The 14,391-nt window shown below is 69.6% G+C and carries 14 protein-coding genes; 2 read left to right on the top strand and 12 right to left on the bottom strand.

Translation table 11 applies throughout. From position 1 onward, the window contains the following. Positions 1-21: 21 nt before the first annotated feature. The 3 genes from ACWPOC_RS19565 to ACWPOC_RS19555 all read right to left on the bottom strand — a co-directional run bounded on the left by ACWPOC_RS19565 (position 22) and on the right by ACWPOC_RS19555 (position 2,703). Positions 22-1,092: an anti-sigma-D factor RsdA gene (locus ACWPOC_RS19565; RefSeq protein WP_183070542.1), complete on the bottom strand. Its 1,071-nt coding sequence runs from the start codon at positions 1,090-1,092 to the stop codon at positions 22-24. After that, positions 1,085-1,663: a sigma-70 family RNA polymerase sigma factor gene (locus ACWPOC_RS19560; RefSeq protein WP_019288580.1), complete on the bottom strand. Its 579-nt coding sequence runs from the start codon at positions 1,661-1,663 to the stop codon at positions 1,085-1,087. Before ACWPOC_RS19560 ends, ACWPOC_RS19565 begins: the two co-directional genes overlap by 8 nt. 128 nt (positions 1,664-1,791) lie before the next feature. Next, positions 1,792-2,703 carry a hypothetical protein gene (locus ACWPOC_RS19555; protein ID WP_120279940.1) on the bottom strand — a complete coding sequence of 304 codons (912 nt, stop codon included), beginning with the start codon at positions 2,701-2,703 and terminating at the stop codon, positions 1,792-1,794. Positions 2,704-3,227: 524 nt separating this feature from the next. Here ACWPOC_RS19555 and ACWPOC_RS19550 point away from each other — a divergent pair. Then, the gene (locus ACWPOC_RS19550; protein ID WP_006550073.1) at positions 3,228-3,521 is read left to right on the top strand and encodes a WhiB family transcriptional regulator; all 294 of its coding nucleotides are present in this window, start codon (positions 3,228-3,230) and stop codon (positions 3,519-3,521) included. A 231-nt stretch (positions 3,522-3,752) separates the two neighbouring features. On the opposite strand, the gene groL is transcribed toward ACWPOC_RS19550, so the two are convergent. After that, positions 3,753-5,363, bottom strand: a complete 1,611-nt coding sequence (gene groL, locus ACWPOC_RS19545; RefSeq protein ID WP_120279941.1) for a chaperonin GroEL — start codon at positions 5,361-5,363, stop codon at positions 3,753-3,755. An 87-nt stretch (positions 5,364-5,450) separates the two neighbouring features. Beyond that, on the bottom strand, positions 5,451-5,753 hold the full coding sequence (gene groES, locus ACWPOC_RS19540) for a co-chaperone GroES (RefSeq protein ID WP_006550071.1): 303 nt from the start codon (positions 5,751-5,753) through the stop codon (positions 5,451-5,453). A 311-nt stretch (positions 5,754-6,064) separates the two neighbouring features. Here groES and ACWPOC_RS19535 point away from each other — a divergent pair, with 311 nt between their 5' ends. Then, the gene (locus ACWPOC_RS19535; protein ID WP_455409194.1) at positions 6,065-7,786 is read left to right on the top strand and encodes an Hsp70 family protein; all 1,722 of its coding nucleotides are present in this window, start codon (positions 6,065-6,067) and stop codon (positions 7,784-7,786) included. Positions 7,787-7,826: 40 nt separating this feature from the next. Here the strand turns inward: ACWPOC_RS19535 and tsaD are convergent, their stop codons facing one another. The 7 genes from tsaD to ACWPOC_RS19500 all read right to left on the bottom strand — a co-directional run bounded on the left by tsaD (position 7,827) and on the right by ACWPOC_RS19500 (position 14,386). Beyond that, the gene (tsaD, locus tag ACWPOC_RS19530; protein WP_455409239.1) at positions 7,827-8,855 is read right to left on the bottom strand and encodes a tRNA (adenosine(37)-N6)-threonylcarbamoyltransferase complex transferase subunit TsaD; all 1,029 of its coding nucleotides are present in this window, start codon (positions 8,853-8,855) and stop codon (positions 7,827-7,829) included. A gap of 44 nt (positions 8,856-8,899) precedes the next feature. After that, on the bottom strand, positions 8,900-9,415 hold the full coding sequence (gene rimI, locus ACWPOC_RS19525) for a ribosomal protein S18-alanine N-acetyltransferase (protein WP_159417825.1): 516 nt from the start codon (positions 9,413-9,415) through the stop codon (positions 8,900-8,902). After that, positions 9,412-10,080 (bottom strand): tRNA (adenosine(37)-N6)-threonylcarbamoyltransferase complex dimerization subunit type 1 TsaB, encoded by a 669-nt coding sequence (gene tsaB, locus ACWPOC_RS19520; protein WP_159417824.1) that lies wholly within the window; start codon positions 10,078-10,080, stop codon positions 9,412-9,414. The genes rimI and tsaB overlap by 4 nt, the downstream gene beginning before the upstream one ends. Before the next feature lie 79 nt (positions 10,081-10,159). Next, positions 10,160-10,618 (bottom strand): tRNA (adenosine(37)-N6)-threonylcarbamoyltransferase complex ATPase subunit type 1 TsaE, encoded by a 459-nt coding sequence (tsaE, locus tag ACWPOC_RS19515; RefSeq protein WP_159417823.1) that lies wholly within the window; start codon positions 10,616-10,618, stop codon positions 10,160-10,162. 22 nt (positions 10,619-10,640) lie between these two features. After that, a complete protein-coding gene (locus tag ACWPOC_RS19510; protein WP_159417822.1) occupies positions 10,641-11,699 on the bottom strand; it encodes an alpha/beta fold hydrolase in 1,059 nt (352 codons plus the stop codon). Positions 11,700-11,703: 4 nt separating this feature from the next. Then, a complete protein-coding gene (alr, locus tag ACWPOC_RS19505) occupies positions 11,704-12,876 on the bottom strand; it encodes an alanine racemase (protein ID WP_455409193.1) in 1,173 nt (390 codons plus the stop codon). Between the two features lie 58 nt (positions 12,877-12,934). Next, the gene (locus tag ACWPOC_RS19500; protein WP_455409192.1) at positions 12,935-14,386 is read right to left on the bottom strand and encodes an NAD(P)H-hydrate dehydratase; all 1,452 of its coding nucleotides are present in this window, start codon (positions 14,384-14,386) and stop codon (positions 12,935-12,937) included. Positions 14,387-14,391 lie beyond the last annotated feature (5 nt).

The raw sequence follows: 14,391 nt of genomic DNA, 5'->3' as shown, positions 1-14,391 counted from the left end.
GGCCCGGGTCGTTCGGTACTTCTAGCCGCCTTCCGAAGTGGTCACGGACCCCGGAGCGAAATCTGCTCCCGGTCCGTCCTGCGTCGACCGCGGCGACGACGCGGTCGTGGTGGGTGCAGGGGTTGCGGACTCCGACGTCGCCGGCGGCGGCGGTTCGCTCGGCGGAGGTGACGGCTGCGTGCTGGAGGACGGCGGCGGCGCGGTCTGCGACGGCGTGGACGTGGCGGACACCGGAGGCGGCGCCTGCAGAATGGTCGGATCCACGGTCGTCGACGACGTGGGCGGGGCGGTGGTGCCCGTGTCGGTACCCGTTGTGGGAGCGGGCTGCTGCCCTTCCGTGCCGGGCGTCGTGACCGGCGGGGGCACGACGGCACCGGGAACCACCGGTGCCTCGGGTGCCACCGGCGCTGCCGGCGGCGGAGGCACCTGCGGCACCAACCGGCCGAGTTCCTCGGCGAGGCGTTGCGCCCAGTCGCCGAGCGCATCGCGCTCCTCTGCGTCCCGGACGTCGCCCGAACGGGACTCCGCGGACGTCAGCAACTCGCGTGCTTCTTCCGTGTGGCCCTCGGCGATGAGTTGTTCGGCACGTTGCAGGGTCGATGTGGTGTCGATCCGGGCCTCGGTGGATTGCGCCTGCTCACTGAACACGACCTGCTTGACGCCCCACAACGGGTCGCCGGGCTCGGCGCCGTAGGACACCGCGGTCGCGCTGCCGACGGCGACGGCGACGAGCGCTGCTGCACCTGCGAGCGGACGGAGCAACCGGAGTTGCCCCTTCGATCTCGGGCGCAGAGGGGTGACCTCCGGGGTCGGAGCGAGCGTTTCCCGCGTCCCCAGTTCGCGATGGACGGCGGCGACCACTTCGTCGAGGTCGGGGCCGGCGGGCATCGGTTCGGCGAGGATCTCTGCACGCCAGTCGGCGAGCAGCGTGGCGAGTTCGTACTCTTCGGTGTCCTTCGTCTCGACGAGCCCGTTACCGGAGATCGCATCGATCAGCGCGTCGTCACGACGCACGGCGGCGAGGTCCACGGAGGTTTCGCCGTCGGGAAACTCGTCGTCGAAGCCGTCGTCCGAGAAACGCCCCCTACCCATTCCGCTCACCTGCTCTCGTGACTTCCTTCTTGAGTCTCGCGATGGCCCGGTGCTGGGCCACCCTGATGGCTCCTGCAGTACTACCGACTGCTGCGGCCGTCTCCTCGGCCGACAATCCCATGACGAGACGGAGGATGAGGATCTCGCGCTGCTTCTCCGGCAGGATGCCCAGCAGCTGCTTCATCTGCCGGCCCGCCTCGGAGTTGATCGCGTATTCCTCGGGGCTGTCGTCGAGCGACATCACCTCCGGCACATCCGCCACGGGTTCCGCGCGGTTGCGGGCCGCACTGCGGTGCGCGTCGGCGACCTTGTGAGCAGCGATCCCGTACACGAACGCCATGAAGGGGCGGCCTTGGTCCTGATATCTCGGCAGAGCGGTCATCACGGCCAGGCACACCTCCTGTGCAACGTCGTCTGCAGAGAGCTGGCCGCGCTCTGCAGATCCGACCCGTGCGCGGCAGTACCGCACGACGAGGGGCCGGACACTTGCAAGAACCTGAGCGAGAGCCGCCCGGTCGCCTTGCGCAGCCGCAGCAACCGCGGAGTCCAACTCCTCACCCATAACAGTCATCGATTGCGCAAGTCCTGGCGTTACAGACGGCACCACCCCCCCGGGCGGGCTTCCACCTGACCGTGGAACACCCCCAGAGTAACTACAACGACCGACCGGTCGGGTCACCCCCCGCGCGCGAATGGAACTCAACAGGCAGACGAGGTCACGAAGCGACCCCCATGCCCCCTGATCACGGTCGCGCAGAAGTCACGGACGCGTCCCGCGTCGAGATCACGGCCGGGTGCCGCATCGTCGTCACGGACGCGACCCGCATCTCTCCCTGCCCCCAGCCCGTCGAGGAGCATCGCCGCGGCCCATTGCAACGGAATCAGTCCGTGTTCCTCCGCACGCGCGAGGACGTCGGCGGCCAGGTCCATGGCCGGACCGTGGTCGGGCAGTCCGGTCAGAGAGGCCGACCGCACGAGGTCCGACTTCACGGAGTGCCGGATCGATCCGAATCCGTCCGCAAGTTCCACTGCGCGGTCCGCCTGGCTGCGCGCACGGGTGAAGTCGCCTGCCGCGAGAGCGGATTCGGCCCCGACCCATGCGAGACGGATCCGCTGTCGCACGAAGGCCTTCTCCCCCGCTTCCGATTCGGCAGCGTCGAGAGCGGCTGCGCATCGGTCGAGGAGCGACCCGCACACCGCGAGACGGCCCCGCCCGAGCGCATCGGCCGCCAACCCCGTGGCGGCGTCGCACTGTGCAGCGACAGTGTTCCCGGAGCCGATTCGCAGCGACCCCGCCTCGGCGAGAGCACGTCCGTCCAGGACGGCGGCGGCGCGATGTCCGCCCAACTGACGGAGAAGGGAGGCCTCGGTGCTCGCGCCGAACGACGACCACACTCCTCCGGTTCCACGCACTCGGGCCAGCTCGGCCCGCGCGGCGGCGTAACGTCCCTGCCCACCGAGCGCGACGGCCCGCAACCAGTTCTGTTCGGGTCCGTGCGCCGCAGGGAGCGGGTGTGCCCCCGGGGTCGGGCCGAAGGCCGCGGCGACCAGGATCGCGTGACGGTCGGACGGTGTCGGTGCCGTGTGCCGGCGGGCGTCGGAATGTGCCATCGCGGAATCATCGCACCAGCGGATACCGGCGATACGCGGGGCTCCGGGCCGGCGCCGGGCATTTGCCGGAGAGAAATTATCACCGTGAGCGCAAATAGTCTCGATGATTGGAACGCAGGGATGCGCAGAAGACATTTCCGAACATTTTGTTAAACATCGCGTTAAAACATGCGCGGTGCATGTAGGGTGCCGCCCCTGCTCTCCAAGCCCGCGTCGGAGCCACATCAGGCCGCCGAAAGGCCGGGTTACCAGCGAGTAAGGGACCTTCTACCCATATCGGGAGCGGAGAATACCGCGGATCGCCCCCGCCCGCAGCGCACAGGCACGACTCCTCACGAAAGTAAATATTTCCGCGGTTAAATCTTGGCCGTTCGGTTATGGACTATCCCACTCATCGAAAATATTGACGACGAATCGATACAGATCCTACGGTGAGTTTGTTTGATTCGGATCACAGCGGGAATCCCGATGTGTCCACGGTCCGCTCGCACAACTCACGCGAGCTTGCTGCAAAGGAGTGCCACATGCCTGCACCACACACACTGCCCGGCCCCAACGCGGACCTCTGGGATTGGCAGATGCACGGTAAGTGTCGTGGTGTGGACTCCTCGGTGTTCTTCCATCCCGACGGAGAGCGCGGTCGTGCCCGCGCCCAGCGGGAGAACCGCGCGAAGGAGCTGTGCCGCACCTGCCCCGTGCTGGCCCGTTGCCGCGACCACGCCCTCGCCGTCGCCGAGCCGTACGGCATCTGGGGCGGTATGTCGGAGACCGAGCGGGAGATGTACACGAGGCAACGACGGCGGAAGGTCGCTGTGTGAGGCGGTTACCCGCCCCGTGACGACGCCGTCGGGTCGTGACCATGTCGACACGACCGTGACGGTACGACCGGAGGCCGGTTGGAGGAGATGCGTCGATACGACGAAGGCCCCGCAGGGAATGCGAACATTCCTTGCGGGGCCTCGCTGTATTCGTGCCGTCCGGAACGACTTTCACGTCCGGCTCGACCTACGGACCCGCCGGGCGGCGGGTCCGCGGCCCTGACCGGTCGCTCAGTGCGCGTGACCGTGGCCGTGCCCGGCCTCGGCCTCTTCCTCCGGCTTGTCGACGACGGCGCTCTCGGTGGTGAGCACCATGCGTGCAACCGACGCGGCGTTGACGACAGCGGAGCGCGTCACCTTCACCGGGTCGACGACACCCTCGGCGACGAGGTCGCCGTAGGAGAGGGTCGCGGCGTTGAAGCCCTGACCGCTCTCCTCGACCTTGCTCACGACCACCGCACCGTCGATGCCGGCGTTCGTGGCGATCCAGTACAGCGGCGCGGTGAGCGCGGTGCGCAGCGCGGCCACGCCCGTGGCGGCGTCGCCGGAGAGGGACGCCTGAAGCTCCTCGAGCGAGCGTGCGGCCTGTACGAGAGCCGACCCGCCACCCGGGACGATGCCCTCCTCGATGGCCGCCTTCGCGGCGTTGACTGCGTCCTCGACGCGGAACTTACGCTCCTTGAGGTCCGTCTCGGTCGCCGCACCCACACGGATGACCGCGACGCCACCGGCGAGCTTCGCGAGGCGCTCTTCGAGCTTCTCGCGGTCCCAGTCGGACTCGGTGGCCTCGATCTCACGACGCAGCTGAGCGGCGCGCGCCTCGATGTCCTCGGCGGTACCGGCACCGTCGACGATCGTGGTGCTGTCCTTCGTCACCACGACACGGCGGGCCGAGCCGAGCAGGTCGAGTCCGGCCTCCTTGAGGGACAGACCCAGATCGGAGTTGATGACCGTACCCGCGGTGACGACGGCGAGGTCCTCGAGGAAGGCCTTCCGGCGATCACCGAAGTACGGAGCCTTGACGGCAACGGCCTTGAGGGTCTTGCGGATCGCGTTGACCACGAGGGTCGACAGCGGCTCGCCCTCGATGTCCTCGGCAATGATCAGGACCGGCTTGCCGGACTCTGCGATCTTCTCGAGGAGCGGGAGGAAGTCGGGAAGCGAGCTGATCTTCTCGCGGTACAGCAGGACGAGCGCGTCCTCGAGGACCGCTTCCTGCGCGTCGATGTCCGTGATGAAGTAGGGCGACAGGAAGCCCTTGTCGAACTGCACGCCCTCGGTGACGACCAGTTCGGTGCTCAGCGTGGAGGATTCCTCGACGGTGACGACACCGTTCTCCCCGACGCGGGTCAGCGCTTCGCCGACCATCTCACCGATCTCCTCGTCGCGCGAGGACACGGTAGCGACCTGCGCGATGGCAGTCTTGCCCTCGACGGGAGTGGCGGCAGCGAGCAGCGCCTCGCTCACCTTGTCCGCACCCTGGGCGATACCGGCACCGAGCGCGATCGGATTGGCGCCTGCGGCAACGTTCTTCAGGCCGACCTTGACCAGCGCCTGGGCGAGAACGGTCGCGGTGGTGGTGCCGTCACCCGCGACGTCGTTGGTCTTGGTCGCGACACTCTTGACGAGCTGGGCGCCGAGGTTCTCGAACGGATCCTCCAGCTCGATCTCACGGGCGATGCTCACACCGTCGTTCGTGACGGTGGGACCACCGAAGGCCTTGGCGAGCACGACGTGCCGACCACGCGGGCCGAGCGTCACCTTGACGGCGTCGGCCAGCTGGTCGACACCGCGCTCGAGAGCCCGCCGCGCGGTCTCGTTGAACTCGATTTGCTTGGACATGTTCTGCGACTACTCCTGGACTCGGATGTTCCCCAACGTATTCCGCCCCGGGTCCGAAACGGGACACCGGGGCGGAATGCAAGCGGCCTACTTGGCGACGACAGCCAGGACGTCGCGCGCAGACAGGATCAGGTACTCCTCGCCGGCGTACTTGATCTCGGTTCCGCCGTACTTGCTGTAGATGACGACGTCGCCTTCCTTGACGTCCAGCGGGATGCGCTTGTCGCCATCTTCGTCCCAGCGGCCGGGGCCGACGGCGACGACGGTGCCCTCCTGGGGCTTCTCCTTCGCCGTGTCCGGGATGACCAGGCCGGAGGCAGTCGTCGTCTCGGCCTCGTTGGCCTGGACGAGGATCTTGTCCTCGAGCGGCTTGATGTTCACGCTCGCCACGATGAGCCCTCCACTTTCAGGGGTAATGGGGTCCGAGAACCGGTGTTCTCGAACACGGGTGTGTTCAGTCATCACGGTGACTCCGCACGCGTCCCGTCGTCGCGGGTGCCGGGCCGGCGCTCGGTGTCACTAGCACTCTATACACGAGAGTGCCAGCGCTCAAGGGCAACGTGTGCAAACACGCCGACCTGCGTGGAACCCGACGCTATGTTACGGTTGAATAACGGAAACCCATGAGCGTGATCGTTCGGTGACCTCAGCCGAGGTAGGCCCTGGACGCCTGGTCGTCGATCACGCACGGAAGGTGAACAATGCCCACGTCGCTCGGCATCTCCGTCGGCGCCTCCGGCGTCGGCTCGGCCCTGCGCGTCGATGCTGCACACGCGCCCGCAACGGAATTCCGCAGACTCGCCTCCGAGTCGCAGCCCGGGCGCGATCTCGGAGATCTCGTCTTCGACGCCGTCTCGCTCACGTCTCCTCGCGGAACCGCCCGCGGAGCCGACAGCCCGGACATCATCACAGTCGCATACCGCACCGAGGAACAGGCGAACGAGATCCGCACGGCCGCCGAGCGGACGGGCCACATGGTCCGCCTCGTTGCGGAGACCACCGCCGCCCTCGAATACCTCTACACCGTGGGGGTCCGTCGCGAACCCGGCGCGATCGCGCTCGTGGACATCGGAGCCACCGGCACGACCGTCTCCGTCCTCGACCGCGCGACCGGCACCCTGCTGCGGTCCGCACGCACCGAGACCGTCAGCGGCGACGCCCTGACCGCACGTGTGCTCGATCATGTCCGCAACGCCACCGAGCGGATGCGCACCCGGCGGCAGATCGACCCCGGCCTGCTGGCGGCCCGGTGCCACGGCGCCCAGGAGGCACTCTCCTCGGCGACGACGACCCGCATCGACATCGCCGAGGCCGGTCCCGACGCGACGGTCACCCTCACCCGAGCGCAACTGGACGAACTGACGACCGATCTCGCCGACGAAGCGGCGGCGTTCACGCGGCGCATCTGCTCGAGCACCGATCCGGTTCCCGAGACCATGGCCCTCATCGGAGGCGCGGCCGCGTCCCCCGTCCTCGCCGCGGCGATCTCGGCGGAGTTCGACGGCGAGATCGTCACCGTCCCCGAACCGGGAGCGGCTGCCGCGATCGGTGCGGCGCTGTCGGCCGATTCCCCGTCCTCGGTCGGATACACCGTGGTCGGTGCCCTGTCGCGCACCGGCAACCGATCCTCGGGTCGTGTCTCCGGTGCGGTCGCCGGGCTCCTGGTGCTCAGCGCGATCATGGCCGGCTTCGCCACCCAGCACTTCACCGAACGAGACAGCAGCGACGCCCAGGTGTCGCCGCGTTTCACGAGCGGCGACGTCCCCACGCAGGAGGCCGGTCCCGGCGGGTCGGCCGTCCCGTCCCACGACCCGCCGCCCGAACCCGTGACGTCCCGGAGCACCCAGGACGCACCCGCGCCCACGACGGTTCCCTGGCCGTTGCCGACCGTCGAGCACACCGTTCCGTCGACCCAGGATCCGTGGCCCACCGTGCCCGAGTCGTCGAGCACCACCGTGACACCCACACCGATAGATCAGGTGCCGACACCCGGGTCGACAGCGGAGGAAGAGTCCGACACGGACCGACCGTTCACGTCGCCGGATTCCGAGACCGCACCGAGGCCCGATCCGGACTCCACGGCTCCGGACACGACCACTCCGGACACCACAGCTCCGGACACGACGGCTCCCGACACCACCGAGCCGACCACGCCGCCGGAGACGACGAGCCCTGCGCCCACCGATCCGGAGACGACCGAACCGAGCACCGGCGTGAGCCCGACCCCCCCGTCGACCACATCGCCGACCGAGACGCCGTCCGCGTCGTCCACCGGCGCATATCCGACCGACGTGTCCTCCACGATCGCGTCCGTCACGGAGGAGAGCACGACCGTGCCGTCCACCGGACAGACCACGACGGGCGACACGACCACCGGGGAGACCACCACCGGATCCGGAACCTCGGAGATCGCCCCCACCTAGGCGGAGCGCCCTCCTCGGGCGACGGATCGGTCGGGAACGGTCAGGCGACGACCTGCGACACCGACACCGACAGGCCCGGATCCGTCGCAGCGCCCAGCGAGGACGGCTGCGCCCCCGCGGCGATGAGATGCGCGCCCAGCGACGCGATCATGACACCGTTGTCGGTGCACAGCTTCGGTCGCGGCACACGCAGGGTGATACCCGCGGCAGCGCACCGTTCCTCGGCGAGCGCGCGCAACCGGCTGTTGGCGGTCGCTCCACCACCGAGGACGAGCGTGTCGACACCGAGATCCTGGGCGGCCCGCACGGCTTTCATGGTGAGCACGTCCGCCACCGCCTCCTGGAAACCCGCAGCAACATCGGCGACCGGCACCGGTTCGCCCGCACGTTCCTTCGCTTCGACGAAGCGGGCCACCGCGGTCTTGAGACCGGAGAACGAGAAGTCGTGACGCGCGTCGCGCGGACTGGTCATGCCCCGCGGGAACACGACTGCGGTGGGGTCGCCCTGGCGGGCCAGCCTGTCGACCTCGGGACCGCCGGGATAACCGAGCCCCAGCAGTCGCGCGACCTTGTCGAAGGCCTCCCCGGCGGCGTCGTCGACGGTGGTGCCGAGTTCGACGATGGGCTTGCCGAGATGTTCGACGTGCAGCAGGTGGGTGTGACCACCGGAGACGAGCAGCGCCACGCAGGGCGGCATCGGTCCGTGCTCGAGGGTGTCGACCGCGACATGGCCCGCGAGGTGGTTGATCGCGAAGAACGGCACGTCCCATGCTGCCGCGTAGGCCTTGGCGGCGGCGACACCGACGAGCAGTGCTCCCGCAAGTCCCGGACCGATGGTCACGCACACCGCGTCCGGCTTCTCGATCCCGGCCTCGTCGAGGGCGCGCCGCATCGTCGGCCCCATGGCCTCGAGATGGGCGCGGGATGCGATCTCCGGCACCACACCGCCGAAGCGGGCGTGCTCGTCCACGCTCGACGCCACGGCGTCGGCCATCAGCTCGAGGGTGCCGCCACCCACCCAGCGGACGATGCCGACACCGGTCTCGTCGCACGAACTCTCGATGCCCATCACGACGGGGCGCTCGGGCAGCTCGAATCGGGGGCTGGTGGTGCTCACGCCGGTGACTCCTCTCGCGGATCCGGACGACGCATCGTGTACGCGTCCGCGCCGCTCGGCTGGTAGTAACGCTTCCTGGTTCCGACGATCTCGAAGCCCTCGCGCCGGTACAGGGCGATCGCCGCGTCGTTGTCGGTGCGCACCTCGAGGAAGACCGGTCCTCCCCAGCGGTCGGCGACGGCCAGCAACTCCCCCAGGAGGGCTCCGCCGATCCCCCGGCGGCGCGCGGCGGGGTCCACGCCGATGGTGTGCACCTCGGATTCGGGTTCGATGGCCGTACCGAGTCGCGCGAGTCCCGCGTAACCGATCAGCCGGCCCTGCGGATCGCGTGCCGCGAAGTAGCGATTGTGAGGCGAAGCCAACTCCGAACGGAAGGCATCGGCGCTCCACGGGTCGTCGCCGGGGAACAGGATCTGTTCGAGTTCGGCGCAGCGTGGTGCGTCCTCCGGACGTAGCGCGTCGATGACGACCGCGTTCTCCGCGGCCGTGTTCTCCTCGGGTGTACTGGTCATGCTCGGCGGTTCGCGGTCTCCACCGCGTCGGGGCGGCGCAGGTACAGGGGCACGAGCGGCTCCGGGGCGGCGCCCGCGCGCAGGGCGTCGGCGGCGACGATCACCAGGCCCGCCGGGGACGGCGTCTGCACGTCCACCGCCGGGAGGTCGAACAGCGCGACGTGCGACGGCGAGCCTGCCACCCGCACCGACGGCTCGGCGGGCACGTCGGCGGGCTTGCGCACCTCGGGTCCTTCGACACGGCAGCCACCGGAATAGCGTGCCCAGTAGATCTCGCGACGACGGGCGTCGGTGACGACGAGCAGATCGTCGTCCGTACCGTGTTCCCGGTGGACGTCCGCGGCGATCGCGTCGAGGCTGCACACACCGTGCACGGGGATTCCGAGAGCATCACCGAAGGCTGCAGCGGTGGCCATGCCGACACGGAGACCCGTGAACGGACCCGGTCCGATGCCGACGACGATCGCGTCGAGATCGGTGGGTGCGGCGCCGGCCTCGGCGAGGCATTCGAGGATCTGCGGGGTGAGAACTTCGGCGTGCGCTCGCGGATTGTCGAGCACGCGCGCAGCGACCGTCTCGGGCCGGGCATCGTCCCGACCGCGGTCGAGACGGACGACTCCCGAGGTCACGGCGGGGGTGGCGGTATCGACAGCGAGCACGAGCACGATGTACCAGCTTACCCCGCGCGACCTGCCCGGTCGGTGCGCAGTGACGGAAGCCACCGGCATGCGGGGTGCCGGTGGGTCAGCCGACCCACTCCCACGCGGCACGGCGGACGTCGGTGCCCGGGTCGCGCCGGAGCCGGACCCTCAGATGCCGTTCGGCGAGCTGCTCGACCAGGCCACCGCCCCATTCGACCACCACGACGGTGTCGGTCAGGTCGGTGTCGAGGTCGAGCGCGTCGAGTTCGTCGAGGGCGTTCGGTCCGTCGCCGAGACGGTAGGCATCGACGTGGACGAGCCCGACCGGTTCGCGTCCCTCCGGACTACCGGGACGGTGTTCACGGGCGATGACGAAGGTCGGGGAGGTCACGCGTCCCTCCACGCCGAGGCCGACGGCGATTCCGCGGGTCAGCGCCGTCTTGCCCGCGCCGAGCGGCCCGTCGAGCACGACGAGGTCGCCGGCCCGCAACTCGGCTGCCAGCCTGCGCCCGAACGCCTCGGTGTCCTCCACGGTCGGCAGTTCGATGCTCTGCGCCCCCACCTGCGGCCCACTCGATTGCGACTCACCCAATTGCGATCTGCCTTCCGCTCGCTCCCTGCGTGAAACTCCGCTGGATCAGGCGATCGAGGGCACGATCGACCACCTCGGGGAACTCCAGCTGCACGAGGTGCCCGGCACCACGTACCCGCTTGAGTTCGACGTCGGGCAGTTCCTCCGCCAGCGCCTCGGAACTCGCGTACGGGATGACCATGTCGGCGTCGCCGGACAGCACCAGCACGGGCACGGTGCCCAGAACCGGAAGCGCCGCGGACTCGTCGTGCAGTTCGAGGGTGCGGAGGAAGTTGACGATGGTGAGCACCGACGTCTCGTCGAGCATCCGGTCGGACAACTTCACCAGGCGGGGGCTCACGACCGTGCCGTAGGACGCCGCACGCAGGATCGGGGTTACGACGGCACGGGCCGCGCCGCGCGCGAACTGCACGAATCCCGGTGCGGTACGCGCCGCGTACCGGAACGCGTCGATCACCGGGTTCTCGAGATTGCGTCCGATACCGGTCTTGCTCAGACCTGCCGCGGTGGTCGCCAGGAGCCCGACGCCCACGATGCGTTCACCGAACAGGTCGGGTCGCTGGGAGGCGAGGGCGATCGCGGTCATGCCGCCCATCGAGTGGCCCACGACCACCACCGGACCGGTGGGCGCGACCTCGTCGATCACCCGGCCCAGGTCACGGCCGAGCTGCGCGATGGTGCACGTCGCGGCACCGGAGAAACCGGATTCGCCGTGACCACGCTGGTCGTAGAAGACGGCACGCACGTCGCGTCCCCACTGTTCGCGCAGGTGTCGGTACTGCATGTGCCAGGACTGCATGCGCAGGCAGTATCCGTGGACGAACACGACCGTGAGCGGAGCCAGCGACGAGCCGCTCTCACGGACCACGAGCGGCACACCGTCCTCGGTGGTCACGATGCGGCGCGGGAGCCGGAGGATCTCGTCGAAGTCCTCGTTCTGATAGATCTCGTGGGCGGGCGCGCCCGCGGTCTTGACCGCGTACAGTCCCGCCGACGATGCGAGCGTCGCGAGGCTCGCACCGAGGAGTCCCATCCTGTTCACGAGGGACATGACGTCACGCTCCCTTCGCTCCGACATAGGTCCGGACGGTCCGTCCGCCGATGCCGGTCACGATCTCGTAGTTGATCGTGTCCAGCTTGTCGGCCCAGTCCTGGGCGTTCGGTTCTCCATGACGCCCGTCACCGAAGAACAACGCCTCGTCGCCCTCGCTTACTCCTGCCCCGTCGGGGCCGAGGTCGACGACGACCTGATCCATGCACACGCGCCCGATCTGCGGGCACCGGCGCCCGCCGAGCTGCACCTCGATGCGCCCGCTGAGATTGCGGCGGATCCCGTCCGCATACCCCATGGGCAACAGCGCCACCGTCGTATCCGCGGGAGCGGTCCAGGTGTGCCCGTAGGACACGCCGTCTCCCGCCTTCACCTTCTTCACCAGCACCACCCTCGCCCGCACGGTCATCACCGGCCGGAAGCCCAGGTCGCCGAGTTCCGGGATCGGTGTCAACCCGTACATCGCAATTCCGGGCCGAACCATGTCGAATCGCAGGTCGGGACGGGTGACGGTGGCCGCGGAGTTCGACAGATGCACCACTTCGGGAGCCAGATGGTGCCGCCGCAGATCCGTAACGGCCTCGCTGAGCCGGTCGCGCTGCTCGGCGTTGCCCGGATGCTCGGGTTCGTCGCCGTGGGCGAGGTGCGAGAACGCTCCACGCAAGCGCACGACACCTTCGGCCTGTGCCCGGCCCAGGTCGCGCAGCATGTCGTCCCACTCGTCGGCGGCGACACCGTTGCGGTTGAGACCGGTGTCGACCTTGACCGTGACGGTCGCGGTGACCCCGACCTGCCGGGCCGCCTCGACGACGGCCGCGAGGTGGCGCGGCGAGGACAGGCCCAGTTCGACCCCGGCCTCGACGGCGGGAGCGAAATCGGAGTCGGCGGTGTGCAGCCACGACAGGATCGGCGCCTCGATACCCGCGGCGCGGAGTTCGAGTGCCTCGCCGAGCGTCGTCACACCCAGTTCGCGGGCACCTGCGGCGAGCGCGGCGCGCGCGACCGGCACGGCTCCGTGGTTGTAGGCGTCGGCCTTGACGACGGCCATGACCGCAGCCGGACCCGCGTACTCCCGGAGCGCTCGTACGTTCTCCGCCACGGCGCCGAGATCGATGACGGCTTCGGCTTGGGGAAGGACGGTACGTGCAGGTCGCGGGGTGCGTTGGGTCGTGGTCACGTCTGTCGATCCTGCCACTGTGCCGTCGAACGCCGACGTCGTGTCCCCGTGTGCCACGTCACGATTCGGCAATGTGGGTGCGCAGCAGACGAATCGAGTCGCCGATGCGGGAGAGGATCGCGCTCGCCGAGATCGGCGCCGCTCCGGGAGAATCCGGGTCCTGCGCAGCGAGATTCGCGGCGAGCGCATGGGCCCGAGCACCGGCCGCCGCGGCCAGGTCCACCGGCATGCCCGACGAGAGCAACGAGCCGATGACACCGGCCAGCACGTCCCCGGCGCCCGCGGTCGACGCCCACGACCCGCCCGCGTCGTTGACGAAGACGTGCCCGTCGGGCCGTGCCACGAGAGTCGCGCGGCCCTTGAGCAGCACGTGCACACCCCAGTCGGCGGCGAGGGAACGTACCGCCGCGACCCGGTCCGGTTCGGGACGCTGCCCGGTCAGGCGTGCGAATTCGCCGGCGTGCGGGGTGAGCAGGGTGGGCGCGGACCGGCCCCGCACGAGACCGGGTTCGCGGGCGAGGAGCGTGAGCCCGTCGGCGTCGACGAGCACCGGCAGGTCGGTGGCGAGGATGTCGCGCAGGTTCGCGCAGGCCTCGTCGTCGGTACCGGCGCCCGGCCCCACGACCCAGGCCTGCACTCGCCCGGTCTCCGCCACCGAGGGCGACACGACGACCTCGGGGAACCGCGCGAGCACCTCGGAGGCACCCGATCCGGCGTAGCGCACCATGCCGGAGGTCGCGGCGACGGCCGCGCCCGTGCACAGCACACCCGCCCCCGGATACCGGGCGCTGCCGGCACGGATACCCACCACACCCTGGGAGTACTTGTCGTCCTCGGCGCCGGGCACCGGCCAGATCGCACCGATCTCGGACGGTTCCGCCGCGACCAGCCCGGCCTCCGGGAGTGTGAGTCCGATGTCGACGAGTTCGACGCGGCCGCAGCGCGCGGCGGCGAGCGCATGGACCGGCTTGTAGGCGCCGAAGGTGACGGTCACCGCGGCCGTGATCGCCGGTCCGTCGACGGCGCCGGTATCGGGATCGACACCGCTCGGGGTGTCGACGGCGATGATCGGCACGGTGATCTCGTCCACGACCGCGGCCGCCGCCGGTCGTAGCGGGCCGCGCCCGGAGATGCCGACGATGCCGTCGAGCACGAGGTCCGGGTCGCCGACGTGCTCGGGAGTCGCCTGGACGATCCGCCCACCGGCCTTCCGCAGTGCCCGCAGACCCGCGGGGTGCACCCGGTCGGGGTCGAGCAGCAGTGCCGTGACGGACACGCCGCGGTGGCGCAGGAAGGTTCCCGCCCACAGCGCGTCGCCGCCGTTGTCGCCGGATCCGACGAGCAGGCTCACCCGCCGACCGGCGATTCCACCGGTGCGTTCGCGCAGTTCGGAAGCCACGACCCGCGCGAGTCCGTACGCCGCGCGCCGCATGAGCGTCCCCTCGGGGAGGGACGCCAGCAGCGGGGCCTCAGCCGCACGGACCACGTCGGACGGGTGAAAACTGCGCATTGTCC

Source organism: Rhodococcus sp. 5G237 (genome assembly GCF_053764735.1).
The sequence above is the reverse complement of the archived record's forward strand: the minus strand, read 5'-3'. Positions and strand labels throughout refer to the sequence as shown.